Below are 25,086 nucleotides of genomic sequence, written 5' to 3'. Positions count from 1 at the left end.
TCTCAGTCGAAATCGACGTCATTCACGCCCTTGGAGCGGGCGGTGGCGACGATGTCGTCCCAGGCTTCGGCGGCCAGCGGCAGGCCGGTCTTCAGCCGCTCCGCCATGACCATCTTCTCCTTCTCGCCCGGGATCAGCACATGGCCGCCAGGCTCGGTCGGCCGGGCCGACTTCACGAACGCCACGTAGTTGCGGACCTCCTCGGCGAAGGGGTGCCCCATATGGGTTGGCACACCGGTGACCGCCTCCAGGTTCACGTAGATGGAGAACATGCCGTTGCAGAACGGCCGGTTCTGTTCCTCGCCCAGCGCACCGGCGGTGCCGGAGCCGGTGAGGGCGCCCGCCATCATCTCCATCAGGAAGTTCATGCCGAACCCCTTGTGGTCGCCGAAGGCGCGCAGGGCTCCGGGACCGCGGGACGGGTCCGGATACTGGCCCGGCGGGGTCTCGCCGTAGAGCGGCTTCGGGTCGCTGGTGATCGTGCCGTCGGCATCGACTAGGGCACCCGGGGGCAGCGGCTTGCCGCCCTTGAGCGCCACCAGCGCCTTGCCCTCGGCCACCAGAGAGGTGGCGAAGTCGAGGATGATCGGATCGTCGTCCGGCATCGGGATGCCGGCGCAGAACGGATTGGTGCTGCCGCGCCGGTCGACTCCGCCGAACGGCGCGACGATCAGCGAGCCGCGCACGTTGACCATGTGGATCGACACGATGCCTTCGGCCGCCGCGCGCTCGGCCCAGTCGCCGATGCGGCCGAGATGGCCGGAGTTGCGCAGGGCGGTCATGGACACGCCGTGCTGCTTGGCCTTGGCCACGCCGATATCGACGGTCTGCTCGCCGATGCTCTGGCCGAAGCCGAATCGGCCGTCGATCACGGCGAAGCTCGGCTGGTCGAGCATCACCTCGATGGTCTGGTTCGGCACCTGCCGTCCGTCGTCGATCCACTGCACGTAGCGCGGCACGCGGATCACGCCGTGGCTGTCATGGCCGCGCAGGTTGGCGCCGGCCAGCCGGGTGATGATGGTCTGCGCCTCCTTGGGCGAGCAGCCGCTCGCCTCGAAGGTGGCCTTGCCGACCCGCTCCATCACCTCGACGGGAACGAAGACCTCCTTGCCTTCGCGCCGAATGGAACTCATCGGTCGCCTCCGCCGAGTTTGCGGAACTCCGACACGCCGGCCGCCTGGGCGGCGGCGAAGATCCGCACGTCGCTGGCCAGGGTGAGGAAATCGAAGCCCTGCTTCACCGCGTCCGCCATGAAGGGCGGGTTGAGGCAGTGCATGCCGCATTTCAGGCCGGCGGCCTTGGTCTTCTTCAGGATGCCGTCGATCACGCTGACCATCTCCGGGTCGGTGTGGTCGAGGGCGGGCGGCTTGCCCATGGAGACGGCGAGATCGCCCGGGCCGACATAGATGCCGGTCAGGTTCGGCGTCGCCAGGATGCCGTCCAGGTTCTCCACCGCCTGCACCGTCTCGATCATCGCCAGGGTGACGACGGTGTCGTTGGCCTGGTTGAAGTAGTCGGGATAGATCAGTCCGGCCCGGGTAGGTCCGGAGGAGCGGTAGCCGCGCGGCGCGTACTGGCAGGCGCCGACGAAGCGGGCCGCCTCCTCGGCGGTGTTGATCATCGGGCAGATGATGCCGAGCGCGCCGCCGTCCAGCAGCTTCATGATGATGCCGGGCTCGTTCCAGGGCACCCGGGCCAGCACGGTCTTGCCGTGGCCGTGCACCGCCTGCATCAGCTCCAGCGCGCTCTGGTAGTCCACCAGCCCGTGCTGAAGGTCGAGGGTGAGGCTGTCGTAGTCCTGCAGGGCCGCGATCTCCGCGGTCACCGTGGACGGGATGGAGAGCCAGCCGTTGAGCGCGCCACGGTCGGCGGCCCAGACGTCGTGCAGGCGGCTGTTCATGGTGTTTCCTCCGGGTGATGGGGTCCCCTTAAGCGAGGACCTCCTTGTTGACGACCACGTCGGGGTCGAGAGTGCCGTCGAAGACCGCCAGGATGTTCTCCACGGTCTGGTAGGAGGACCGCTGCCGTGCCTCCAGGCTCATGCCGGCCGAGTGCGGCGTCATGAGGATGTTGGGCTCGCCGAAGAACGGGTGGTCGATCGCCGGCTCCACGTCGAACACGTCGAGCCCGGCGCCGACCAGATGGCCGGACTTCACCGCGGCCAGCAGGGCCGGCTCGTCGACGATGCCGCCGCGGGCGCAGTTGATCACCAGCGCGCCGGCGGGAAGGGCGTCGAGCTCCTTCTTGCCGATCAGGCCGATGGTCTCCTTGTTGCGGGGGCAATGGACGCTGACCATGTGGCACTGGCCGAGCACCGTGTGGAAGTCGGCCACCGGCTCCACGCCCATCGACCGGATCTTCTCCTGGTCGATATACGGGTCGTAGCCGAATACCTTCATGTCGAAGGCCAGCGCCCGCTTGGCCAGCCGCGAGCCGATGCGGCCGAGTCCGCAGATCAGCAGGGTGCGGCCGGCGAGGTCGAAGGCTTCCACCTCCGAGCGGCGGTTCCAGGTATTGGCGCGGACCATCGGGTCCAGCACGTGCATCTGCTTGGCATGGACCAGCATGAACATCATCGCCTGCTCCGCCACCGACGGGGCGTTGGACCGCGGCGCGATGCAGAGCGGGATCTTCCGTTCCGTAAGGGCGTCCATGTCGACGCTGTCGTATCCCACGCCGTGGCGCGAGACGACCTGCAGGTTCGGGGCGTTCTCGATCACCATGCGGTTGATCTGGGCGACCCGAACGCCGATGCCGTGGGCGTCGGCGGCGTGGCGCTTGATCACCTCGGGGTCGAGGGTGTCGATCACTTCAACGGTGACGTCGTCCCGGGCCTCGAGCAGGGCCATTCCGTGCTCGTGGATCGGGCCGACGATCAGCACCTTCTTCTTGTTCGTGCTCATGGGGCTCGGCCTCAGTGGATGTCGGCCGACTGACCCATGGCAGCCTTAAGCTTCTCGAAGGTGAAGTCCGGCGCCCGGGCAGCGTCCAGGATCACCGCCTCGCGGCGGGTCAGCAGGTCGATGGCGTCCGGCAGCTTCTTCACCGCCTCGGGCGGGATGACGACGGCGCCGTGGCGGTCGGCGTGGACGATGTCGCCGTCGTTCACCACCATGCCGAAGATGTTCACCTGGCCGCCATGGTCCACCACATGGACATGGGCGTGGCTCGGCCCGACCTTGCGGGCGAGGAGCTGGAAGCCCGGCGCGCTGGCGTCCAGGTCGCGGATCGAGCCGTCGGTGATCACGCCGAGGGCGCCGAGACCCTTATGGATGGAGGTATTGACCTCGCCCCAGAACGCGCCGAAGCCGGGCTCGCTGTCCAGGTCCTGGATGACCGAGATCGACGGGGCCGGGCCGCCCTTGGCGACATACTCGTAATAGGCCTGGCGCGAGGCGACGTTCTCCGCGGCGGTGCGCTTCGGCGCCACCATGGCGCGGATCGTGGCGGTGCGGGCATAGCCGCAGATCGGCTTCAGCTCCGGGAAAGCGCAGACCATCACGCCGGTGGTGAAGCCCAGGGCGCGCCGCTCCGGGTTGGTCACTTCCAGGCCGTTGCAGATCGTGGGGGTGTCCCACTCGGTCAGGCGTTCGAGATCAGCCGCCGTGATGTCGGTCATCGTTTCTTCCCTATGAATGCTTTGTCGTGGGCGGTGCCGGTCGGCCCGTCCGTCTTGCCGCCTATGATGGTGGCCCGAAGCCGCAAGGGGGCGCAAGCGGCCAAGGTTGGCTTTTCGCATTGTGGAACACGCCATAGGCTGCCCCGCGGCGGCACAAGACCGTCGACCGGGAGACCCGAGGGAGGAGGAAGCAGATGGATTTCGACCTGCTGTGTTTCGGCGAGGCGATGATGGAGCTCACCCGGATGGGCTCCGGCGACTACAAGGCCGGATACGGGGGCGACACCTCCAACTGCGCGATCGCCGCCGCCCGGCAGGGGGCACGCAGCGGCTATATCACGGCGGTCGGTGACGACGCCTTCGGACGCGAGCTGATCGAGCTGTGGCGGGGCGAGGGTGTCGCCACCGAGTTCGTGCGGACGGATCCCGCGGCCCCGACCGGCCTCTACATCATCACCCCGAGCCCGGCGGGCCGGGACTTCGCCTATTACCGGGCCGGGTCGGCGGCCAGCCGCTACACCGCCGCAGACCTTCCGGTCGACGCCCTGAAGCGAACCCGCATCGTCCAGCTCTCCGGCATCAGCCAGGCGATCGGCGAGGGGCCGCGGACGGCAGGAACCGCCCTGATTGAGGCCGCCCGACAGGCCGGGTGCGACGTCGCCTATGATACCAACCTTCGGCTGAAGCTCTGGGATCTGGAGACCGCGCGCGCGACCATGCACGCGGCCATGGCCCGCTGCACGATCGCCCTGCCGTCGATCGACGATTCGAGGATCCTGACCGGGTTGGAGGACGCGGATGCCATCGCCGATGCCTATCTGGCCATGGGGCTGCGGGTCGTCGCGCTGAAGATGGGGGAGGCCGGGGCGATGATCGCAACCACAAGGACACGTGTGCTGATCCCGCCACATAGCGTCACGCCGGTCGATGCGACGGGGGCGGGAGACACCTTTGACGGCGCCTTTCTGGCGAGGTTGGCGGCCGGTTGCGATCCCCTGGAGGCGGGGCGATATGCCGCGGTCGCGGCAGCCCTGACCACCACCGGATACGGAGCGGTGTCGCCGATCCCGCGGTTCGAGGAGGTCCAACCGCGATTGAGTTAAACCGCAGAATTCAGATGGGAATTCCGCCTTCATTTATGCTTCAAAACAGCAACGGTGAGACGACAACCCCCGTATCCTTGCCAAATGGCAAATGGTCTATTGACATAAACCGGACGTTTTCCGGTAAGGTGTCGGCGATCAATCGATCGTGTTGGTCGTGAAATGCGGGCATAACAAAAAATAACCCGCAATAAAAAAGGGAGGTTACCTCTATGTCGTTGAATATCCTGAAGAAGGCTGGCCTCGTGGCGGCTGCAGCGGCTTTTGTCCTGGCAGCTGGTGCGGGTGACGCCGAGGCCAAGAAGGTCCGCTGGAAGATGCACTCGGCGTTCGGCACGAACGTCGCCGTGCTCGGTCCAGTCGGCGTTCGTATCACCGACTGGGTCAACAAGATCTCGGACGGTGATTTCGACATCAAGCTGTTCGAGCCGGGCGCACTGGCCGGCGGCTATGCCTATTACGACCCGATCAGCCAGGGCGCGTTCGACGCGGCCTACGGCACGCCGGGCGCCAACCAGGGCAAGAACTCGGCCTTCGCGTTCCTGTCCACCTGGCCGTTCGGCCCGGGTGCGCTCGAGTTCAATGCGTGGCTGCAGTACGGCGGCGGCGTTGAGATCGGCAAAGAGCTCTATGCCCGCGACGGCATCGAGTACTTCTACTGCGGCATGATCCCGCCGGAGACGTCGGGCTGGTTCCGTGAGCCGATCGAAAGCCTCGACCAGCTCAAGGGCCTGAAGATGCGCTTCTTCGGCGTCGGCGCGAAGGTCATGCAGAAGCTCGGCGTGTCCACCCAGCAGCTTGCTGGCGGCGACATCTATCCGGCGCTTGAACTCGGCACGATCGACGCGACCGAATTCTCCATGCCGGCCATCGACCGGTCCTACGGCTTCTACCAGATCGCGAAGTACAACTACTTCCCGGGCTGGCACCAGCAGTCGACGACCAACGAGGTCCTGGTCAACAAGGCCAACTGGGAGAGCCTGGAAGACGTGAAGAAGGCTCAGTTCGAGGTCGCCTGCAAAGCCAATATCGGCGTTGAGCTGGCCGAGGGTGAGGCGCTTCAGCCGGCGGCGATGATCGCCAACCAGAAGGACGGCGTGACCAACGTCACGTGGTCCGATGAAGTCCTGAACACTCTGCGTGAGAAGTGGGAAGAGGTCCTTCAGGAGGAGCTCGCCGCAAACCCCGACGTTCAGAAACTCTGGGACAGCTACACGGCGTTCCACGAGGAGTACAAGGTCTGGGGCGAGATGGGCTACCTCAAGTAAGCCTCACGACGCCTGGCCGGGGGTGGATCGACCGCCCCCGGCTGCTCTGACTGCTTAGCTTACGGCGGCGAGAAGCGCCGCCGTTTCTTTACCGACTGTCAGACTGAAAGTCGCTGGCACACGCCGTGTGCCCAGGCGAGGCGTAGCAACCAACCGAAAGCAGAGAGATGGGTGCACTTCTAAGCGTCGCCGGACTCCTGGACGGGATCGCCAGATGGATCGGCAAGACGATCGGCTGGATCATGATCCCCCTGATCCTGGTGATTATTTTCGACGTCATCACGCGGAAGATCGACTTTACGCGTTTGCTTTTTGCCGAATACACGGCGACGTCCGGATATTCGGTCTCCACGATCCTGCAGGACCTGCAATGGCACTTCCACGCGGCTCTGCTGATGCTGACTTTCGGTTTTGGCTACCTGGCGAATGCGCATGTGCGGGTGGACGTCTTTCGGGAACTGCTGTCGCGCCGACCGCAGGCCTGGATCGAGATCTTAGGCCTGCTCTTCTTCGGCTTCCCCTTCGTCGTCCTGATGATCTTCTACTCCTACCAGATGACTGAGCTGTCCTATCACCAGGGCGAGGGCTCGGAATCGATGACCGGCATCGGCCAGCGCTGGTTCATCAAGAGCTTCATGCTCTGGGGCTTCATCGTCACCATGATGGCGATCCTGGCGACCCTGTTCCGCCTCGTCGCCTTTCTGTTCGGCAGCCAGGACTCCCAGGAGGAGGCGGCCGAGGGACTCGAGATCTTTACGGATGCCAATGACGAGCTCGAGGAGGCCCGTCGAAAGGCGGAAGAAGCCCTCAAGCGTGGGGGAGACTGACCGATGGAGTTCTTCGACGCGATCTACGATCACCTCTATGACTACATCGGCGCCTACATGTTCCTGGCGCTGGCGCTGACGCTGTTCACCGGTCTGCCGGTGGCCATCGCGCTTGGCGGCATCTCGGTGATCTTCGGCGGTCTCGCCATCTATCTGGAATTCCTCGACGTCGCCGTGTTCTTCCAGGTCATCCAGCGCGTCTGGGGCGGTGACGGCGCCTCCGGTGCCGTGCAGAACCCGATCCTGGTGGCGGTCCCATGTTTCGTCTTCATGGGCACCATGCTGGAGAAATCCCGGGTGGCCGAGGACCTGCTGCACATCCTGCAGGTCATGCTGCGGCGGGTACCGGGTGCGCTCGCGCTCTCGGTCACCGTCATGGGCACGATCATGGCGGCGACCACCGGCATCATCGGCGCCTCGGTCGTCATGATGACGTTGCTGGCCCTGCCGGCCATGCTGCAGCGCGGGTACCATCCGGCCCTGGCGACCGGCACGATCGCCGCCTCCGCGACGCTCGGCATTCTGATCCCGCCGTCCATCATGCTGGTCCTCATGGCCAACCTGCTGGCGGTGTCGGTGGGCAACCTGTTCATCGGGGCGATCTTCCCGGGACTGGTGCTGTCCGGTCTCTACTTCGCCTATATCCTGCTGATCAGCGGCATCCGGCCGAGCCTGGCTCCGCCGCTGCCCGACGACGCGATCGTTCTCGACCCGACCGAGAAGAAGAACGTCGCCCGGGTCTGCTTCGTCATCGCCGCCATCGTACTCGTGGCCTATCTCGGCGAGATGCTCATCGGCGATGAGGTGATCAACTGGGGCCTGTCCGCCTTCCTGGCGATCTTCGCGGCCTGCATGATCCTGGGCCGCATGGAGGGCGACACCATGCTCGGTGGCGTGCTCCGGGGCTTCGTGCCGCCGATCTTCCTGATCGTCATGGTGCTGGGCTCGATCTTCGCCGGCTGGGCGACGCCGACCGAGGCGGCGGGCGTGGGTGCCTTCGGCTCCCTCATCCTGGCCTGGTTCAACCGGACGCTGACCCGTCAGGTGCTGACCCAGGTGATCCACCGGACCGCCCTGACCACCGCGATGATCTTCTTCATCTTCGTCGGTGCCACGGCGTTCTCGACGATCTTCCGGAACGTCTACGGCGAGGACTTGATCATCGAGTTCATCGAATGGCTCGACCTGCATCCCTGGTCGCTGCTGTTCATGCTGATGTTCACGATCTTCCTGCTCGGCTTCTTCTTCGACTTCCTGGAGATCACGCTCATCATCCTGCCGGTCTTCGCTCCGGTCATCCGGACCTTGGCACCGGCCTTCGCGAACCATCTGGGGTACGCGGAGCCATCGAACATGGCGGAAACGCAGTTCTTGGAGGGACAGGTCATATATTGGTTCGCCATCCTTGTGGCGACGAACCTACAGACCTCGTTCCTGACTCCACCCTTCGGTTTCGCGCTGTTCTACATGAAGGGCGTAGCACCCTCCTCGGTGAAGATGCAGGACATCTACTACGGCATCATCCCGTTCGTGGCCCTGCAGGTGATTGGCATCCTGCTGGTACTCGAATTCCCGGGGCTCGCACTCTGGCTACCCGAGCAGGTCCTCGGCAGATAGCCGAGCCTGCCAGTACACCGACCAACGCGGCCGCTCCGGACCTTCGGAGCGGCCGTTCTCATTGGTGGACCGCCGCGCTACGATCCCTGCCCAAGCATCGATAAGCCCACATCAGGAGAGGAAGACCATGGCGCTGGACCCGCAATGCGTGGAGCTGATGGCCGCGATCAACGACATCGGCTCGCCTTTCGACACGGATGATCCGGTCGAGGCGCGTCGGCGGGTGCAGGAATCCGTCAATCGGGCCAAGCCCTATGGCGGTCGTTTCAAAGCGGTGGAGAACGGCAGCCTGCCCGGTCCGGCGGGCGGCATCGCCTACCGGCTGTACCGGCCGGAGGACGCGGTCGAGAGCCCGGGGCCGGTCCTGGTCTACTATCACGGCGGCGGCATGGTCTTCGGCTCCCTCGACAGCCACGACCCGATCTGCCGGGCGATCGCCGAGGCCGTGCCCTGCACGGTGATCTCCGTCGACTACCGTCTGGCGCCGGAGACGCCGTTCCCGGGTGCGGCGGAGGACGCGATCGCCGCGTTCCGCTGGGTTGTGGCCAATGCCGAGAGCCTGGGCGTAGATCCGGCCAGGGTGGCGGTCGGCGGTGACAGTGCCGGCGGCAATCTGGCGGCTGTGGTCAGCAACGAGACCCGTGGCGACCCGATCCCGCCGTGCTTCCAGTGGCTCATCTACCCGAACGTGGACATGGCGGCAGAGGGCGGCTCCATCGACGCGTTCGCGGAAGGCTACTTCCTCACCAAGTCGGCGATGGACTGGTACAAGAACTTTTACGCCCCGGACCGGGCGAGCCGACTGAACCCGCTCTGCTCGCCGCTGCGGGCCGAGAGCCTTGTCGGCGTGGCGCCCGCTCTGGTCACGACGGCCGGGTTCGACCCGCTGAAGGACGAGGGCAGGGCCTATGTCGAGAAGCTGAAATCCGACGGCGTGCCGGTCGAGTACATCGATTATCCAGGCATGATCCACGGCTATCTGCGGGCCTTCGCCATCGTCGACGTGGCCCGCCAGACCATCACGGATTCCGCCAGGTCGATCCGCGCGGCGTTCGGCATGCCGGCGGCGTAGGAACTCAGGCGGCCCGTTTCTTCTTCACCACCCGGATCAGGGCATCGAGGCCGAGCAGATAGGAATCGATGCCCATCCCGGTGATCATCCCATCCGCCTCGCTGGACGGAATGGAGGGGATGCCGCGCCGCTCGATATTCGACATGTGGACTTCCACATAGGGCAGCTCGACCCCGCGCAGGCAGTCGCGCAGGGCGTATCCGGCGTAGTTGAAGCCCGCCGGGTTCATCATCAGCCCGTCGATGCCGTCGCGGGCGGCCTGGTAGATCCGAGTGATCGCCTCGCCCTCGACGTTTGTATAGAAGATGTCCAGCTCGACGCCGTGCCGTTTGGCCTCCTCCAGCAGGATCGCGTCGAGCTCGGCGGCCGTGGTGGTGCCGTAGACCTCCGGCTGGCGACGGCCCAGCCATTCCATGTTCGCCCCCTGGATCAGCAGCAGCTTCACCCGTTCCTCCCTGGGTTTCTTGTCGGTCATGCGCCCCGCAGGTATCGCACGGCGGCGTCGCGCTCGAACAGGTAGAGAAGGGTGCGCACCGCCTTGCCGCGCGGTCCCTCCAGCTCCGGGTCCTTGCCCAGCAGCAGGCGGGCGTCGTCGCGGGCGACCTCGAACAGGTCGTTATGGGCGGCGGCATCGGCCAGGCGGAAGGTCGGCAGTCCACTCTGCCGCGTGCCGAGCACTTCGCCGGCACCGCGCAGCTTCAGGTCCTCCTCAGCGATGCGGAAGCCGTCCTCGCTGTCGCGCATGACGCTGAGCCGCGCGCGCCCGGTCTCGCTGAGCGGCGGGGCGTAGACCAGCAGGCAGGTGGAGGCCTTGTCGCCGCGCCCGATGCGGCCGCGCAGCTGGTGGAGCTGGGCGAGGCCGAAGCGCTCGGCGTGCTCGATCACCATGACCGTGGCGTCGGGCACGTCGACCCCCACCTCGATGACCGTGGTGGCGACCAGCAGGTCGACTGGGCCTTCCTTGAAGGAGGCCATGACCTTGTCCTTCTCCGGCCCCTTCATGCGGCCGTGGATCAGCCCGACCCGGTCGCCGAACCGCTCGCGCAGGGTGGACGCCCGCTCCTCGGCGGCGGCCACGTCCAGCACCTCGGATTCCTCGACCAGCGGGCAGACCCAGTAGACTTTTGCTCCGGCCTCCATGCGCCGGGCGATGCCGTCGATCACGTCCATCAGCCGGTCGTTAGACACCACCCGCGTGTCGATCGGCTGGCGACCCGGCGGCTTCTCGGTCAGGCGCGAGACGTCCAGGTCGCCATAGGCGGTCATCACCAGGGTGCGGGGGATCGGCGTGGCAGTCATCACCAGGATGTCCACGCCCTGGCCTTTCTGTCCCAGCACCATGCGCTGGTGCACGCCGAAGCGGTGCTGCTCGTCGATCACCGCCACGGCGAGGTCGCGGAACTCGACCTCCTCCTGAAACAGGGCATGGGTGCCGACGACGATCTGCGCCGTTCCCTCGGCGATGCGGCCGAGGATGGCGCCCCGCGTCTTGCCCTTGTCGCGACCGGTCAGGATCTCGCAGCGGATACCGGCGGCCCGGGCCAGCGGCTCGATGGTGGCGAAATGCTGGCGGGCCAGGATCTCGGTCGGCGCCATCAGCGCCGCCTGGGCGCCGCATTCGATGGCATTGGCCATAGTGACCAGCGCCACCAGCGTCTTGCCGCTGCCCACATCGCCCTGAAGCAGGCGCAGCATCCGGTTCGGGGCGGCCATGTCGCCCTCGATTTCGGCCAGGGCCGTGCGCTGGGCGCCGGTCAGGTTGAAGGGCAGATTTTTCAGGATCGCGTCGCGCAGATGGCCGTCGCCCTTGATCACCCGGCCCTTCTGCTTCTTCATCCGGGCGCGCACCAGGGCGAGTGCCAACTGGTTGGCCAGGATCTCGTCATAGGCCAGCCGCTGGCGGGGCAGGGAGGTCGGGTCCATGTCCAGCCGGCTTTCCGGATGGTGCACCGCCTTGACCGCCGCATCCCAGGCCGGCCAGCCGCGGGCTTGGATCAGAGTGGCGTTGATCCATTCCTCAAGGGACGGCACCCGGGCCAGCGCCCCCTCGATCGCCTTGCGGATCGTGCGCTGGTGCAGCCCGTCGGTGGAGGGGTGGGTCGGTTCGACGATCCGCACGCTCTCCGCCTCCTCGACCGGGACCACGTGGTCAGGGTGGGGCATCTGCGCCTTGCCGCGGAAGCGTTCCACCTTGCCGCTGATCACCCGCTTCTGGCCGTGCGGCAGCAGCTTCTCCAGCCAGTCGCCCTTGGCGTGGAAATAGACCAGTTCGATCTCGCCGGTCTCGTCGGCGCAGATCACCCGGTAGGGCGCGCGGCCGCGCCCCGGCTCGTGGCGCATCACCATGACGGTGAGGGTGGCGATCATCCCGTCCGGCGCGTCGGCGACGGTGGGGGAGAACCGGCGGTCGACCATGCCGCTCGGCAGATGCCAGAGCAGGTCGACGATCTGCGGGCCGGCCGCCTTCTCGATCAGCTTGGCATAGCGCGGCCCGATGCCCGTGAGCTGGGACACATCGGCGAAGAGCGGGAAGAGAATTTCGGGGCGCAATGTCGCAACTCGTCCTGTCGGCGTGCCGGGGGTGGTCTAGGCTGTGTCCCTGCTTTATATCCCACAGCCCGGCATTGCGAGACTATGACGGCCCTGAAGAGGAGAGCGGCATGACCGAGGCCCAGGACGCCCGCCGCAAGCGCCTGCGCTACCGCAGCACCTATACCGGCACCAAGGAGACCGACCTGCTGCTCGGCGCCTTCGCCGACACGCATCTCGGCACCCTGTCGGACTCCGATCTGGACGACTATGAGCATCTGCTCAGCATCGAGGATCCGCGGCTCTATACCTGGATCACCGGGCAGGAGACGCCGCCCGAGGAGTTCGAGACCCCGGTGCTGAAGATGCTGCGCGACTTCAAACTGGCCCAGGCCTGAGAAGAAGGACCGGCCTATGGACATGGTGGGCGACCACGACCGGTTGTTTGCTGACTTTCCCAAGGCCGTCGGCCGCGTCGCCATCGCGTCGGCCCCGGAAGGGGTGGATGCCGAGGCGATTGCCGCCCTGGCCAATGCCCGCGGCCTGCTGCTCCATGTCGCCCGCGACGACGCGCGGGTCGCGGCCCTGGCCCGGGCCATCGCCTTCTTCGACCCCGACCTGCGGGTGATGCAACTCCCGGCCTGGGACTGCCTGCCCTACGACCGGGTGTCGCCCAATACCGAGATCGTCAGCCGCCGGATCGACACCCTGGCCCGGCTCGCCGTGCGCAAGCGCAACGCCAAGCCGACGGTGGTGCTGACCACGGTGAACGCGGTCCTGCAGCGCGTCCCGCCCAAGAGCTTCTTCGACGGCGCAACCCTGGTCCTCAAGCTCGGCCAGACGATGCCGCTGGACGACCTGACCGCCTTCTTCATCCGCAACGGCTACAACCGCTCCGACACCGTGCGCGAACCGGGCGAATATGCCGTGCGCGGCGGCATCGTCGACGTGTTTCCGACCGGGACAGAGGAGCCGGTGCGGCTCGATTTCTTCGGCGACGACCTGGAGGAGATCCGGCGCTTCGACCCGATGTCCCAGCGGACCACCGGCAAGCGCAAGAGCGTCGCTTTCCTGCCGGTCGGCGAGGTGCTGTTGGACGACGCGACGATCCAGCGCTTCCGCTCCGGCTACCGCTCCCTGTTCGGCGCCGAGGTCACGGCCGACCCGGTCTACGAGGCCGTCTCGGCGGGCCGGCGCCATGGCGGGATGGAGCACTGGCTACCGCTGTTCCACGAGACGCTCGGAACGGTGCTGGACTATGTGGACGACGCGCCGGTGACCTTGGACCATCAGGCGGAGGAATCCGCCTCCGCCCGGTTCGAGCAGATCCAGGAATACCATGACGCCCGGGTCCAGATGTTGCGCGCCGGCGGGGCGGAGGCCGGAGGCATCTACCGACCGCTGGAGCCATACGCGCTGTATCTGGCGCCGGCGGATTGGGCGGTTCTGATGGCCGACCGGGCGGTTGGGGCGTTCACGCCATTCTCCCTGCCGGAGGATGGTGCCGTCATCGATTTCGGCGCGCAGTCCGGTGTCGATCTGGCCGAGGCGCGGGCGCGCGGCGGGTCCGCCGTCTACGACGCCGTGCGCGACGCGGTGGTGGACGAGATCGGCAAGGGCCGCCGGGTCGTGGTCGCCGGCTACAGCGAGGGCTCCTGCGACCGGCTGGCTCATCTGCTGCGCGACCACGGCATCGACGCGATCGAGCCGGCGGCGTCCCTGGACGCGGCGATGGCTCTGCCGCCGGCGACAGTGGCGACGGCGGTGCTGCCGCTGGAGCACGGCTACCGCCGTGGCGATCTCACCGTCATCTCCGAGCCGGACATCGTCGGCGAGCGGCTGGTCCGCCCGTCGCGCCGTCGCAAGCGCAGGGGCGAGGACTTCCTGCGCGAGGTCTCGTCGCTGGAGGAGGGCGATTACGTCGTCCATTCCGAGCACGGAATCGGCCGCTATCTCGGGCTGGAGACCCTGGAGATCGGCGGCGCGCCCCACGACGTGCTGCGCCTGGAATATCTCGGCGGCGACAAGCTGTTCGTGCCGGTCGAGAACATCGACGTCCTCTCGCGCTACGGCAGCCAGGAGACCAAGGCGCAACTCGACAAGCTGGGCGGGGCCGGCTGGCAGTCGCGCAAGGCCCGGGTCAAGAAGCGGCTCCTCGACATGGCCGAGGCGCTGATCGCCATCGCCGCCGAGCGCGAGCTGCGCAAGACAGAGGCGCTGTACCCGCCGCCGGGCACCTATGACGAGTTCTGCGCCCGCTTCCCATTCACCGAGACCGAAGACCAGCTCAAGGCGATCGAGGACGTGCTGGACGACATGGCGTCGTCGCGTCCCATGGACCGGCTGGTCTGCGGCGATGTCGGCTTCGGCAAGACCGAGGTCGCCCTGCGTGCCGCCCTGGTCGCGGCCGGGCAGGGCTACCAAGTGGCGGTCGTGGTGCCGACGACGCTGCTCTGCCGTCAGCATTTCCGGAATTTCCGCGACCGGTTCCAGGGCTTCCCCATGCGGGTCGCCCAGCTCTCGCGCCTGGTGACGACCAGGGAAGCCAACGAGATCCGCGACGGTCTGCGCTCCGGCGACGTGAACATCGTGGTCGGTACCCACGCGGTGCTGTCGAAGCAGATCCAGTTCGACAATCTCGGCCTCGTCATCGTCGATGAGGAGCAGCATTTCGGTGTCACCCAGAAGGAGCGGCTGAAGGACCTGCGCAAGGAGGTCCACGTCCTGACCATGACGGCGACGCCGATCCCGCGCACCCTGCAGATGGCCCTGTCCGGCGTGCGAGAGATGAGCCTGATCGCCACCCCGCCGGTCGACCGTCTGGCGGTGCGCACCTTCGTCATGCCCTACGACGGCGTGATCATCCGCGAGGCTTTGCTGCGCGAGCGCTATCGGGGCGGCCAGACCTTCTATGTCTGCCCGCGGATCGAGGATCTGGCCCGGGTGCACGAGCGGCTGCTGAAGCTGGTCCCGGACCTGCGCATCGGCGTTGCCCATGGCCGCATGGCGCCGACCGAGCTGGAGGACGTGATGACGGCCTTCACCGACGGCAACTACGACGTGCTGCTCTCCACCAACATCGTGGAAAGCGGCCTCGACATCCCCTCGGCTAACACCATCGTCATCCACCGCTCCGACATGTTCGGTTTGGCCCAGCTCTACCAGCTCCGCGGACGGGTCGGGCGCTCGAAGACCCGGGCCTATGCCTATCTCACGACACACCCGACCAAGGTCCTGCCGCCAATCGCCAAACGCCGGCTGGAGGTGATGCAGACCCTGGACAGCCTGGGGGCCGGCTTCTCGCTGGCCAGCCACGACATGGACATCCGGGGTGCCGGCAACCTGCTGGGTGACGAGCAGTCGGGGCAGGTCAAAGAGGTCGGCATCGAGCTGTATCAGGAACTGCTGCGCGAGGCGGTGGAAGCGGCGCGGGCGGGTGAGGGCGCGGTGACCGAGGACACGTCCTGGACCCCGCAGATCGCCATCGGCATGCCGGTGCTGATCCCCGACGCCTATGTGCCGGACCTGTCGGTGCGCATGAGCCTGTACCGGCGCATCGCCATGCTGGTCGATCAGGACGAGATCGACGGTTTCGCGGCCGAACTGGCAGACCGTTTCGGGCCGACCCCGCCGGAGGTGGAGAACCTGCTGAAGGTCGTCGCGATCAAGGGCCTGTGCCGCTCGGCCGGGATCGAGAAGGTGGATGCGGGGCCGAAAGGCGCCATCATCGCCTTCCGCAACAACAGCTTCTCCAACCCGCAGAAACTGGTGAACTTCATGCAGCAGCAGGCGGGTTCGGTGCAGCTTCGGCCCGATCACAAGCTGGTCTATCGCCGCGCCTGGAACAAGCCGGAGCAGCGGGTTCTCGGCCTGACGCGGCTGATGGAGGAACTAGCGGCTCTTGCGGCATAACGGTTGCGTGATGGTGTTGGCTATGTCGCCGCTTTCGGGGAACCGGAGGCCGCCGGCGACATTGTAGCTTGAATGAACACGTCAAAGACCGAACCGGAAAACCCGGAAGACATCGTCCCGCACCAGTCCGACGAGGCCAGGGCCACATCGCCGGCCCGGGCATCCAGGGCCCGCTCCAGTGCCGAGGAGGCGGAGAAGAGCGCCGACCGGGTCGAAGAGCTCCGTCCTCTGTCCTCCGACGAGATGTTCGAGGTCGTGCGCCTGAACGGTGTTGAGGAACTGCGGCGCCCAACCGTCTCCCTGGCGTTCTCAGGCCTGGCCGCCGGTCTGGCCATCGGTTTCTCCGTGATCGCCGAGGCCGCCGTCGTCGGCCGGCTGGACAGCGATGCCGGCTGGGCCTCCCTGGTCGGCGACATGGGCTATACGGTCGGCTTCATCATCGTGGTGCTGGGCCGCCTGCAGCTCTTCACCGAGAACACGATCACCCCGGTCCTGCCGATCTGCCACGCGCCGACCCGGGCGAACTTCCTGGCCCTGGCCCGCAACTGGAGCGTGGTGCTGACGGCGAACATCGTCGGCGTCACGGTCTTCGCCGCCTTCCTGATGTGGCTGCCCTCGATCCCCCATGAGATGCGCGAGGCCGTGGTCGATCTCGGCCGCCACTCCGTGGATGGCGGGTTCTTCGTCACCATGACAAAGGGGGTGGGGGCCGGCTTCCTGGTGGCGGCCCTGGTCTGGGTGAACGCCAATAGCCGCGGCGCCAGCCTGGCCGCGGTCTTCGTCATCACCTATGTCATTGCCCTGTGCGAGTTCTCCCACGTCATCGCCGGGACCATGGAGATCGCCGCGCTGGTGATGGTCGACAACATCACCGTGCCGGGTGCGATCTTCGGGTTCTTCCTGCCGGCGCTGATCGGCAACGTCATCGGCGGGACGGTGCTGTTCGCGTTCATTTCCTACGGACAGGTTTACCAGGAGATCTGAGGTGTTCCTGAGCAGGCCCAAGGCGATCGACCGGACGGGCGACGACCGGCCGGCCCCGAACCTTCTCGCGTTCATGTGGCGCATGAGCGGTTGGTACCAGGTGCCAGCCTGCGTCCTGGCGCTGGTGGTGGCCGGGTTGACCGTGGTGCCGCTGGAGCTGCAGCGCCGGATCATCGACGACGCGCTCAGCGAGGGGAATGCCGACCTGCTGCTGACTCTGGCGCTGGCCTATCTCGGGGTGATCACGCTGAACGCCCTGGTGAAGTTCACCCTGCGGATCTATCAGGGCTGGATGGCCGAGAGCGCCATCGCCTATTGCCGCCGGCACATCATCGACCTGCACGGCCGCCAGCCGCGCGAGGACGGGCAGGGCGGCACGGCGGTCTCGATCGTCAACCACGAGCTGGAGGCGATCGGCGGCTTCGTCGGCGACGGGATCTCCGATCCGCTGGCCCAGGTCGGGGTGCTTGTGGCGATCGTGATTTACATGGTCGCGGTGGAGCCGATGATCGCCCTGGTCAGCGTGGTCTTCCTCGGACCGCAGATCGTTCTCATCCCGGTGATCCAGCGCAAGCTGAACGCCCTGGTGGATCGGCGGGTCGACCTGATCCGCTCGCTCAGCGAGGACGTGGCGGAGCAGTCCGACGACGAAGACGATCAGCGCCGTACCGAGAACGACATCCGCCGGGTGTTCGGCAACCGGATGCGGTTCTTCATGTGGAAGTTCCTGGGCAAGGTGGCGCTGAACTTCCTCAACGCCGCCGCACCGCTGATGGTGCTCGGTTTCGGCGGCTGGATGGTGGTTCAGGGCCAGACCGAGGTCGGGGTGATCGTGGCCTTCATCTCCGGCTTCAACCGGATGGCGGAGCCGCTGCGCGACCTCATCAACTACTACCGCACCTACGCCCAGACCGAGGTGAAGCACCAGAAGGTGGCAAGCTGGATGGACGCCCGGGTGTAGGCGTGGCGCGGGTCGGCCGGCTGATCAGGCCGTGTTGGCCGCGACCGGTTTTCCGGCGGCCTCGTTCTGGACCAGCTCGAACAGTGGGAAGAACGCTTCCGGTTCCTGCGCCCCGGCCAGGGCATAGCGCCGGTCGAAAATGAAGCAGGGCACGCCGTTGATGCCGTTCTCATAGGCGAAGCGGGTCTCCGCCAGCACGTCGGTCACCGCCTCGTTGCCATTGAGGAAATCGACGGCCTCGTCCCGGTCGAGCCCGGCCTTGGCGGCGATGTCGGCCAAGGTCTCGACGTCGCCGATATTCTGGCCGTCGTAGAAATAGCCGGTGAACAGTTTCTCCACGAGCGCATCGGAGGCACCGCGCTCGGAGGCGAAGCGGATCAGCCGGTGAGCCCGCACGGTGTTTGGCGTGGTGCCGATCTTCTCGAACTGGAAGTCCAGGCCTTCCTTGCGCCCGTTCTCGCGGATGGTCTCGTAGATCTGCGCCGCCCGCTCCGGCCCGCCGAACTTGGTCTGCAGGTAGGTCTGCCGCGGCATTCCCTGGACCGGCATGTCCGGGTTGAGCTGGAAGGCCCGCCAGTGGATCTCGACCTGCTCCTGCGGCCGCTCGGCCAGGGCACGCTCCAGCCGGCGCTTGCCGATGAAGCACCAGGGGCAGACGACGTCGGAGAAAATGTCGATACGCATGCTCAGACCCTAACGTGCACCCCCGGCGCAGACAACAGGTCTATGGCGACCGCGCCGGGGGAGCGTTTATGCGGGGCTATCTCTGGCAGAGACACAGTTGGGCCCTATCTGGAAAGTCCGGATCAGGTCAGCGAACGATAGGTCCGTTTTCCCGATCGGTGGTGCAGTACAGCCCGTTGCTGTTCACCACATTGTCGTTGTCGTCGACCATGTAGTGAAACACGTGATACGTCGTGTTGCCGGCTTTGACTGTGGTGTGAAAGTTTCCAGCTCCCGAGACGCATTCGGATCCGCTGGAATGACCGCCGTCGAGGATGGTGCACGCATCATTGTCGAAGGCCTGGCGGAGTGTCTGGCTGGTCGATGCCGCGATGCGGTCGAAGTCCTTCGAACCGATCGGATGCGTCGGGTTGTTCGCGACGTTGCATGCCCAGGCGCCTGGGGCAGTGACCAGCGCGCCGATACACATCGCCAGACCGAGAGCGATCAACATTTTCTGCATCTGGAACCTCCTGAGATTCAGACCGGTTTGCGGAGCACGCTCCGTGGCGCGAGCTCGCAGAGGCCTCGTGGAATGGGGGAACTGGACGGGACGTAGGGATCGGCAGCGCGTCACTGAGTGGCGCACTGCCGGACCGTGCCGTTGATGTTGATGGTGTAGTCGAACACGTGGAACCGCGGCAGGACCTGGTTGTTGCGGTTCCACACCTCGACCACGACGTGATTGTTGCCGGAACCGTTGATGCAGTCGTCCCCGCTCTGATGCAGGGTCGACTTGATCTCGCAACGACCCGCCGTGTAGGCGTTGCGAAGTTCCTGCAGGCTCGCGTTGGCGATCCATTGCTGCACGTTCACCGGCAGGCCCCATTGCGGGTTCGCCACGGAGCAGGCGGCCAGTACCGGCGAGGAGAGGGAGAGCCCGGCAGCGAGGGTCAGGATGCCCAGACCGGCTGCGAGCAAGGGTGTCTTCATGACTGTCTCCTGTTGCGCGTCAAGTTTCCCGCTGGTGATGGTCACGAGCGGTCCTATCCCGGTCGAACACGACAGTTGCGCATAACGGGATATTCGTAGACTCTAAGTGCACGGTAAGATTGTCGCCCCTCCCGCGCGGGAGGGGAAAAGGTCGGGCGGATGCACGGAGTTGACGGTGACGTGGCGGGCTGCTCGAAAACGGTATCAGCGGACTCCGTGATCGAGGCGTTCGGATTCCCCGCAGCCATCATCGACACCACGAAGAAAATCCTTCACTGCAATGGCTTATTCGCCGATCTTCTGACGACACGGGCCGGAGAACGGATGTGGCGGAGACTGGAGGTGCGGACCGGTCCGGATGAGGCCGCCCGCATTGTCCTGGAGATCGGTGACGGTTCGGCCGGGCCGCGGCTCGTCGGTCTTCGGCGGCTGACCGGCTGCAATCAGAAGGCGTATCTGGTCACCGTCTCGGTCGCTGGGCCGTCGGCCTTGGAGGAGGGCCAGTTTCCCGCTCTTGCTGGTGACATCACTGCGGCGGAGAAGGCCGTGCTGTTCGGGATGCTCGCCGGCCAGACCTTGGCTGAGATCGCACAAGCGCGTGGCACCAAGGTGACCACCGTGCGCTGGCACCTCAAGAATCTACAGTGGAAGCTCGGCATGACCGACAAGGCGGAAGTGGTTGCCTGGATCGCCCGCAGCCCGGTCTGCTGGCTGGCACGGGAGCCGGACTCCAGATCGGACGCTTGACCTTTTCCCGGGCCACGGAAATGGTTGAGCACCCGTTCGCCGAGGACTGCCCGCCAAGGATCGACCGCCGATGACCGCTTCCATCTATGACCGCGACCTGGACCGCAATGCGGCCAACTATGCGCCGCTGACCCCAAGCGATTTCCTGGCCCGCGCCGCCCACACCTACCCGGACAAGGTGGCGGTGATCCACGGCGACCTGCGCCAGACCTACGCGCAGACCTACGCCCGGGCGCGGCGTCTGGCCTCGGCACTGACGAAGCGGGGGCTTGGTGTCGGCGACACGGTGGCGATCCTCGCTCCCAACACGCCGGCCATGCTGGAGGCCCATTACGGAGTGCCCATGGCCGGCGCGGTGCTGAACGCCATCAACACCCGTCTCGACGCCTCCACGGTCGCCTTCATCCTGGACCACGGCGGCGCGAAGGTCGTGCTCGTCGACCGGGAGTTCACCGGAGTGATGGCCCAAGCCCTGTCCCAGGCTAAGGGCTCGCCCACGGTGGTCTGGATCGACGACATCCTGGCCGAGAGCGGTGACCCGCTGGGTGAGTGCGAGTACGAAGCCTTCCTGGCCGAGGGCGACCCGGACTTCGTCTGGTCCCCGCCGGCCGACGAGTGGCAGGCGATCTGCCTGAACTACACGTCCGGTACCACCGGCGACCCCAAGGGTGTGGTCTACCACCACCGCGGCGCGTACCTGAACGGCATGGGCAATGCCATCGCCTTCCAGGTTGACCGCCAGTCGCGCTATCTGTGGACCCTGCCGATGTTCCACTGCAATGGTTGGACCTTCACCTGGGGTGTGACGGCAGCCTGTGGCACCCATGTCTGCCTGCGCAAGGTCGACCCGAAGCTGATCTTCGAACTGATCGGCGAGCACACCGTCACCCATATGTGCGGTGCGCCCATCGTGCTGACCATGCTGATCCACGCGCCTGACGACGTGAAGCGCCGCTTCGAGCACGAGATCCATATCGGCACCGGCGGTGCGGCGCCGCCCAGCGCCGTGATCTCCGGCATGGAGCAGATGGGCTTCAAGGTGGTGCATCTCTACGGGCTGACCGAGACCTACGGCCCATCGGGCATCTGCGCCTGGCCACCGGAATGGAACGAGCTGATGCTCGACGACAAGGCCCGAAAGATGGCGCGCCAGGGCGTGGGCTATCCCACCCTGGAGGGCTTCCGTGTGGTCGATCCGGAGACCGGCGCGGACGTGCCCCGCGACGGCCAGACGATCGGCGAGATCGCCATCCGCGGCAACACGGTGATGAAGGGCTATCTGAAGAACCCGGCGGCTACGGCCAAGGCCTTCGTCGACGGCTGGTTCCGGTCCGGCGACCTGGCGGTGATGCATCCCGACGGCTATGCCGAGGTGAAGGACCGCTCCAAGGACATCATCATCTCCGGCGGCGAGAACATCTCGTCCCTGGAGGTCGAGGACGTCCTGTTCCGCCATCCCAAGATCATGGAGGCGGCGGTGGTCGCCCGGCCGGATGAGAAATGGGGCGAGACGCCCTGCGCCTTCGTCACCCCGAAGCCGGGCGTGGAGATCACCAAGGAGGAGGTGATCGCCTTCTGCCGGGAGAACATGGCGCATTTCAAGGTGCCGAAGACCATCGTCTTCACCGACCTGCCGAAGACCTCAACCGGCAAGATTCAGAAGTTCGTCCTGCGCGAGCAGGCCGTCGCGATGTAGCGGAGGGCGGCCATGGCTGCCGAGACCGGGCTTTCCATCCGGCTGGCCGGGGAGAGCGACCTGGCGGTCGTTCAGGAGCTGTACCGGCACCTGAACCCCGCCGACCCGCAGCCCGAGGGCGCCGCTGCCAGGCTGGCCTGGCGGGCGGTGCTCGCCCATCCGGGGCTGACCGTATTTCTCGGTGAACTGCCCTCGGGTGCGGCGGTCGTGTCCTGCACCCTGGTCGTCGTGCCCAACCTGACCCGCATGGCCCATCCGTATGGGCTTATCGAGAACGTGGTGACCCATGGGGACCACCGCGGAAAGGGCTACGGCAAGTCGCTCCTAGACGCCGCGGTGGCGGCGGCCTGGGCCGAGGATTGCTACAAGGTGATGCTGCTCACCGGCTCCAAGCGGCCGGAGACCCTGCGGTTCTATGCCGGTGCCGGGTTCGAGCAGAACAAGACCGGGTTTCAGATCCGCCGCCCGGGATTCGCGGCGGACGACCGGTTGTCTTAACGGCGACCCTTCGACACGCCCCGTCCCGGATTTAATCCGGGACGGGGCGTGCCGAAGGGCGGCCGGATCGCTAGCTGTCCATCTCGCCGCCCTTGGGCGCCTGGTGGTCGAACCGGGCGTCGGTCGCCACCGGGCCCAGCATGCGCTCCTGGACGTCGTCGCGGCGCAGGCGGGTGTCGGTGTGCGGGCGCGGGAAGGCGATGCCGGCGGCCCGCAGGCGTTCTGCCACCGCGAAGTGCAGGTCGTTGGTGACAGTGAGAAAATTGTTGATGTCGATCAGGTAGACCCGGAGCTGCAGCCGCATCGCCACGTCGTCGAAACCGTGGAAGAACAGATATGGCTCCGGCCAGGTGGCGACCATCGGATGCTCCGAGGCCAGCTCCAGCAGGATGTCGCCCACCCGCTTGGGATCCTCGCCGTAGCTCACCGGCACCGCGATATCGATGCGCCCGTACTTGTCCTTATGGGTGTAGTTGATCAGCGCCGAGGTGATCAGCTCGGAGTTCGGGATGATCACCTCGGAGCGCTGAAAGGTCTGGATCTCGGTTGCCCGCACGTTGATGCGTTTCACCGTGCCTTCGTAGTTTCCGATCTTGATCCAGTCGCCGACCTTGATCGGCCGCTCCGCCAGCAGGATCAGGCCGGAGACGAAGTTGTTCACGATCGCCTGCAGGCCGAAACCGATTCCGACCGACAGGGCACCGGCGATCAGCGCCAAGTTGGACAGGTCGAAGCCGACCGTCGCCACCGCCGTCAGCAGGGCCAGGGTCACGCCGACATACCCGATGCCGGCGGTGACCGAGTGCTGAACGCCGCTGTCGATATGGGTGTGGGGGAAGATCCGGCGCACCAGGGCACGCTGGATCATCCGCGTGATCACCAGGGCGACGAAGAAGGCCAGCAAGCCTGCCAGCAGGCTGCCGGGCGAGATCCGCACCGTGCCGACGTCGAAGCCCTCCAGCGCCCGCAGCACGATGAGGTAGAGGTCGCCAGCGCTCATGCCCACGATCAGGGCGACGCCGAGCATGGCGCCGGCGAAGGTCGCCAGGTCGATCAGGATGTTGAACCAGAAGATCGTGCGGGTGATGGCCCCGTCGCCGGCGCCGGTCATGCGCTGGACCCAGCGATGGGCCCGGGTGGTCGAGTCGTCGACGATGCCGCCGAGGTCGCGCACCAGGCCGCGGGCCATGACCAGGGCGAGGGCCAGGAAGCTGACATCGATCAGCTTGGACACCAGCCAGATCGACGCCTCGCTATAGCCGACCAGGGCGAAGGCGACGCCCGCGATCGAGACCAGGATCAGCAGCCACCGGATGACGGTGCCCGGATCGATGCCGGTGCGGGCGTCGTCGGACTCCTCTTCGCCGTCGGCCGCCTGGACCTGCGGCTCCCAGTAGCCCCGGCGCAGCAGCGCCAGCAGGTTCCCGGCGATCAGCACGCTGAACACCAGGGCGAAGCCAGAGCGCAGCTCCGGCGAGATGTTCAGGTTCTGCGCCACCTCGATCAGGAACAGCGCGACATGCAGCGTGGTCAGCAGGATCAGCGACCGGCGCCAGATCACGGAGACCGACTCGTCCGGGATGTCGGGCAGTCGCCAGGGCGTGTTATGCGGCGCGAGCGCGGCACGGATCAGCCCGGTGAGCAGCAGGAAGCGCACCAGCGCCTCCTGGGCCGAGACCAGGACGATCGTGGCCAGTCCGGACGTGACGGCGAGCTGGTCGATCACGAAGACCGGGGCGGCGATCACCGCGGCCGGGGCGACCCCTCTGGAGAGGGCGACGACGATGGCGGCCAGCACCCGACGAGAATAGGAGCCGGGCTCGCCATAGGGTCCGAAGCGCGGCTCGAGCCAGAGCCGGGCGGCGAGCCAGATCGCGACGGCGATCAGCGTGACCGTGATGAGCGGCGGCAGGGCCGACAGGCTGCGCTCGAGCCCCCGGCTGAGGTCGATCACCGGGGCCGAAATGATCCGGCCCAGCACGTCGAGCCCGTCGCGCAGACCCGTCAGGAACACTTCCGGGCGCAGGGGTGTCGGATACTGGCTGAACAGCCGGTCGCGCAGCTCGGCGACCCGGGCGACCCCGATCCGCTCGACTAGCTGGTCGGCTAGCTCGATCAGCAGGCCGATCTCCTTGTGCCGGCCCTCCACCTCGCGGACGCGGTCGGTCAGCTCGTTGCGGCGGCGCTGGACGGCCTCCGGTTCTAGCCCGTCATCCGGTGCGGGTCCCAGGGAGTCGAGCTGGGCGTGGAGCTGCGTCACCAGGGCGTCGAGCTGGCGCCGGCGCTCCTCGATCAGCGTCTTGGTATCGACGATCTGGGTGCGGATGACCGCGAGCTGCTCCTGGCTCAGATCGGCACGGCCGCCGATCAGGCGGAACACGTCGAGCGCCTGTTCCCAGCGGGCGATGTCGCCGTCGGTCTGTTCCAGGAGGTCGTCGTTGTCCGTCGCGGCAGGCGGGCCGAGCGAGCGGGTGAAGGCATCCTGAAGGGTGTTGGTGGATTGCGGACCGGTCGGCTGGGCATGGGTCGGTCCCGCCGCCAGGCACCACGCCACGACCGCGAAGACGACGCCGACAAGGAGGGCGGGGCGCAACATG

At 66.5% G+C, this 25,086-nt stretch carries 22 protein-coding genes; 12 read left to right on the top strand and 10 right to left on the bottom strand.

From position 1 onward, the window contains the following. Nucleotides 1-2: 2 nt before the first annotated feature. From ACOQOP_RS07355 to ACOQOP_RS07340, 4 genes are read right to left on the bottom strand one after another with little or no spacing between them, the layout of a single operon-like run. Nucleotides 3-1,133 (bottom strand): Ldh family oxidoreductase, encoded by a 1,131-nt coding sequence (locus ACOQOP_RS07355; RefSeq protein ID WP_420565670.1) that lies wholly within the window; start codon nucleotides 1,131-1,133, stop codon nucleotides 3-5. Next, nucleotides 1,130-1,900 carry an HpcH/HpaI aldolase family protein gene (locus ACOQOP_RS07350; protein WP_420565669.1) on the bottom strand — a complete coding sequence of 257 codons (771 nt, stop codon included), beginning with the start codon at nucleotides 1,898-1,900 and terminating at the stop codon, nucleotides 1,130-1,132. The genes ACOQOP_RS07355 and ACOQOP_RS07350 overlap by 4 nt, the downstream gene beginning before the upstream one ends. 28 nt (nucleotides 1,901-1,928) lie before the next feature. Next, nucleotides 1,929-2,903, bottom strand: a complete 975-nt coding sequence (locus ACOQOP_RS07345; RefSeq protein ID WP_420565668.1) for a hydroxyacid dehydrogenase — start codon at nucleotides 2,901-2,903, stop codon at nucleotides 1,929-1,931. Nucleotides 2,904-2,914: 11 nt separating this feature from the next. After that, a complete protein-coding gene (locus tag ACOQOP_RS07340; protein WP_420565667.1) occupies nucleotides 2,915-3,619 on the bottom strand; it encodes an RraA family protein in 705 nt (234 codons plus the stop codon). A 194-nt stretch (nucleotides 3,620-3,813) separates the two neighbouring features. Here ACOQOP_RS07340 and ACOQOP_RS07335 point away from each other — a divergent pair, with 194 nt between their 5' ends. From ACOQOP_RS07335 to ACOQOP_RS07315, 5 genes are all read left to right on the top strand, one after another. Then, nucleotides 3,814-4,722, top strand: coding sequence for a sugar kinase (locus tag ACOQOP_RS07335; RefSeq protein ID WP_420565666.1), 909 nt, complete (start codon nucleotides 3,814-3,816; stop codon nucleotides 4,720-4,722). Nucleotides 4,723-4,934: 212 nt separating this feature from the next. Continuing rightward, entirely contained in the window at nucleotides 4,935-5,990 is a 1,056-nt protein-coding gene (locus ACOQOP_RS07330; protein ID WP_420565665.1) for a TRAP transporter substrate-binding protein, read from the top strand. 167 nt (nucleotides 5,991-6,157) lie between these two features. Beyond that, the gene (locus ACOQOP_RS07325) at nucleotides 6,158-6,817 is read left to right on the top strand and encodes a TRAP transporter small permease subunit (RefSeq protein ID WP_420565664.1); all 660 of its coding nucleotides are present in this window, start codon (nucleotides 6,158-6,160) and stop codon (nucleotides 6,815-6,817) included. Between the two features lie 3 nt (nucleotides 6,818-6,820). After that, on the top strand, nucleotides 6,821-8,434 hold the full coding sequence (locus ACOQOP_RS07320; protein ID WP_420565663.1) for a TRAP transporter large permease: 1,614 nt from the start codon (nucleotides 6,821-6,823) through the stop codon (nucleotides 8,432-8,434). Between the two features lie 127 nt (nucleotides 8,435-8,561). Next, a complete protein-coding gene (locus tag ACOQOP_RS07315) occupies nucleotides 8,562-9,506 on the top strand; it encodes an alpha/beta hydrolase (protein WP_420565662.1) in 945 nt (314 codons plus the stop codon). Nucleotides 9,507-9,510: 4 nt separating this feature from the next. Here the strand turns inward: ACOQOP_RS07315 and ACOQOP_RS07310 are convergent, their stop codons facing one another. Continuing rightward, nucleotides 9,511-9,981 carry a type II 3-dehydroquinate dehydratase gene (locus ACOQOP_RS07310; RefSeq protein WP_420565661.1) on the bottom strand — a complete coding sequence of 157 codons (471 nt, stop codon included), beginning with the start codon at nucleotides 9,979-9,981 and terminating at the stop codon, nucleotides 9,511-9,513. Then, nucleotides 9,978-12,056, bottom strand: a complete 2,079-nt coding sequence (recG, locus tag ACOQOP_RS07305; RefSeq protein ID WP_420565660.1) for an ATP-dependent DNA helicase RecG — start codon at nucleotides 12,054-12,056, stop codon at nucleotides 9,978-9,980. Before recG ends, ACOQOP_RS07310 begins: the two co-directional genes overlap by 4 nt. Before the next feature lie 110 nt (nucleotides 12,057-12,166). Here recG and ACOQOP_RS07300 point away from each other — a divergent pair, with 110 nt between their 5' ends. The 4 genes from ACOQOP_RS07300 (at nucleotide 12,167) to ACOQOP_RS07285 (ending at nucleotide 17,892) form a co-directional block, all read left to right on the top strand. Continuing rightward, a complete protein-coding gene (locus ACOQOP_RS07300) occupies nucleotides 12,167-12,433 on the top strand; it encodes a succinate dehydrogenase assembly factor 2 (protein ID WP_420565659.1) in 267 nt (88 codons plus the stop codon). Nucleotides 12,434-12,449: 16 nt separating this feature from the next. Continuing rightward, nucleotides 12,450-15,947, top strand: a complete 3,498-nt coding sequence (gene mfd / locus ACOQOP_RS07295) for a transcription-repair coupling factor (RefSeq protein ID WP_420565658.1) — start codon at nucleotides 12,450-12,452, stop codon at nucleotides 15,945-15,947. Nucleotides 15,948-16,019: 72 nt separating this feature from the next. Beyond that, the gene (locus tag ACOQOP_RS07290; RefSeq protein ID WP_420565657.1) at nucleotides 16,020-16,931 is read left to right on the top strand and encodes a formate/nitrite transporter family protein; all 912 of its coding nucleotides are present in this window, start codon (nucleotides 16,020-16,022) and stop codon (nucleotides 16,929-16,931) included. Nucleotide 16,932: 1 nt separating this feature from the next. Then, nucleotides 16,933-17,892, top strand: a complete 960-nt coding sequence (locus ACOQOP_RS07285) for an ABC transporter transmembrane domain-containing protein (RefSeq protein ID WP_420565656.1) — start codon at nucleotides 16,933-16,935, stop codon at nucleotides 17,890-17,892. Between the two features lie 24 nt (nucleotides 17,893-17,916). Here the strand turns inward: ACOQOP_RS07285 and ACOQOP_RS07280 are convergent, their stop codons facing one another. From ACOQOP_RS07280 to ACOQOP_RS07270, 3 genes are all read right to left on the bottom strand, one after another. Further along, complete coding sequence (locus ACOQOP_RS07280; RefSeq protein WP_420565655.1) at nucleotides 17,917-18,576, bottom strand: DsbA family oxidoreductase; 660 nt, start codon at nucleotides 18,574-18,576, stop codon at nucleotides 17,917-17,919. Between the two features lie 127 nt (nucleotides 18,577-18,703). Then, nucleotides 18,704-19,078, bottom strand: a complete 375-nt coding sequence (locus ACOQOP_RS07275) for a hypothetical protein (protein WP_420565654.1) — start codon at nucleotides 19,076-19,078, stop codon at nucleotides 18,704-18,706. 110 nt (nucleotides 19,079-19,188) lie between these two features. Beyond that, nucleotides 19,189-19,548, bottom strand: coding sequence for a hypothetical protein (locus ACOQOP_RS07270; protein ID WP_420565653.1), 360 nt, complete (start codon nucleotides 19,546-19,548; stop codon nucleotides 19,189-19,191). A gap of 216 nt (nucleotides 19,549-19,764) precedes the next feature. Here ACOQOP_RS07270 and ACOQOP_RS07265 point away from each other — a divergent pair, with 216 nt between their 5' ends. From ACOQOP_RS07265 to ACOQOP_RS07255, 3 genes are all read left to right on the top strand, one after another. Next, complete coding sequence (locus ACOQOP_RS07265) at nucleotides 19,765-20,295, top strand: helix-turn-helix transcriptional regulator (protein ID WP_420565652.1); 531 nt, start codon at nucleotides 19,765-19,767, stop codon at nucleotides 20,293-20,295. Nucleotides 20,296-20,365: 70 nt separating this feature from the next. Then, complete coding sequence (locus ACOQOP_RS07260) at nucleotides 20,366-21,991, top strand: acyl-CoA synthetase (RefSeq protein WP_420565651.1); 1,626 nt, start codon at nucleotides 20,366-20,368, stop codon at nucleotides 21,989-21,991. Nucleotides 21,992-22,003: 12 nt separating this feature from the next. Continuing rightward, the gene (locus ACOQOP_RS07255) at nucleotides 22,004-22,489 is read left to right on the top strand and encodes a GNAT family N-acetyltransferase (RefSeq protein WP_420565650.1); all 486 of its coding nucleotides are present in this window, start codon (nucleotides 22,004-22,006) and stop codon (nucleotides 22,487-22,489) included. 70 nt (nucleotides 22,490-22,559) lie between these two features. Here ACOQOP_RS07255 and ACOQOP_RS07250 read toward each other — a convergent pair whose 3' ends face one another. After that, a complete protein-coding gene (locus ACOQOP_RS07250; RefSeq protein ID WP_420565649.1) occupies nucleotides 22,560-25,085 on the bottom strand; it encodes a mechanosensitive ion channel domain-containing protein in 2,526 nt (841 codons plus the stop codon). Nucleotide 25,086: the final 1 nt, after the last annotated feature.

The organism is Thalassobaculum sp., from assembly GCF_965223715.1.
Classification (GTDB): domain Bacteria; phylum Pseudomonadota; class Alphaproteobacteria; order Thalassobaculales; family Thalassobaculaceae; genus Thalassobaculum.
This window is presented reverse-complemented; position numbering and strand designations above follow the sequence as displayed.

Coding starts and splice junctions, on each gene's coding strand:
- ACOQOP_RS07355 (WP_420565670.1), bottom strand. CDS start 1,133: ATGAGTTCCATTCGGCGCGAAGGCAAGGAGGTCTTCGTTCCCGTCGAG.
- ACOQOP_RS07350 (WP_420565669.1), bottom strand. CDS start 1,900: ATGAACAGCCGCCTGCACGACGTCTGGGCCGCCGACCGTGGCGCGCTC.
- ACOQOP_RS07345 (WP_420565668.1), bottom strand. CDS start 2,903: ATGAGCACGAACAAGAAGAAGGTGCTGATCGTCGGCCCGATCCACGAG.
- ACOQOP_RS07340 (WP_420565667.1), bottom strand. CDS start 3,619: ATGACCGACATCACGGCGGCTGATCTCGAACGCCTGACCGAGTGGGAC.
- ACOQOP_RS07335 (WP_420565666.1), top strand. CDS start 3,814: ATGGATTTCGACCTGCTGTGTTTCGGCGAGGCGATGATGGAGCTCACC.
- ACOQOP_RS07330 (WP_420565665.1), top strand. CDS start 4,935: ATGTCGTTGAATATCCTGAAGAAGGCTGGCCTCGTGGCGGCTGCAGCG.
- ACOQOP_RS07325 (WP_420565664.1), top strand. CDS start 6,158: ATGGGTGCACTTCTAAGCGTCGCCGGACTCCTGGACGGGATCGCCAGA.
- ACOQOP_RS07320 (WP_420565663.1), top strand. CDS start 6,821: ATGGAGTTCTTCGACGCGATCTACGATCACCTCTATGACTACATCGGC.
- ACOQOP_RS07315 (WP_420565662.1), top strand. CDS start 8,562: ATGGCGCTGGACCCGCAATGCGTGGAGCTGATGGCCGCGATCAACGAC.
- ACOQOP_RS07310 (WP_420565661.1), bottom strand. CDS start 9,981: ATGACCGACAAGAAACCCAGGGAGGAACGGGTGAAGCTGCTGCTGATC.
- ACOQOP_RS07300 (WP_420565659.1), top strand. CDS start 12,167: ATGACCGAGGCCCAGGACGCCCGCCGCAAGCGCCTGCGCTACCGCAGC.
- mfd (WP_420565658.1), top strand. CDS start 12,450: ATGGACATGGTGGGCGACCACGACCGGTTGTTTGCTGACTTTCCCAAG.
- ACOQOP_RS07290 (WP_420565657.1), top strand. CDS start 16,020: ATGAACACGTCAAAGACCGAACCGGAAAACCCGGAAGACATCGTCCCG.
- ACOQOP_RS07280 (WP_420565655.1), bottom strand. CDS start 18,576: ATGCGTATCGACATTTTCTCCGACGTCGTCTGCCCCTGGTGCTTCATC.
- ACOQOP_RS07275 (WP_420565654.1), bottom strand. CDS start 19,078: ATGCAGAAAATGTTGATCGCTCTCGGTCTGGCGATGTGTATCGGCGCG.
- ACOQOP_RS07270 (WP_420565653.1), bottom strand. CDS start 19,548: ATGAAGACACCCTTGCTCGCAGCCGGTCTGGGCATCCTGACCCTCGCT.
- ACOQOP_RS07260 (WP_420565651.1), top strand. CDS start 20,366: ATGACCGCTTCCATCTATGACCGCGACCTGGACCGCAATGCGGCCAAC.
- ACOQOP_RS07255 (WP_420565650.1), top strand. CDS start 22,004: ATGGCTGCCGAGACCGGGCTTTCCATCCGGCTGGCCGGGGAGAGCGAC.
- ACOQOP_RS07250 (WP_420565649.1), bottom strand. CDS start 25,085: ATGTTGCGCCCCGCCCTCCTTGTCGGCGTCGTCTTCGCGGTCGTGGCG.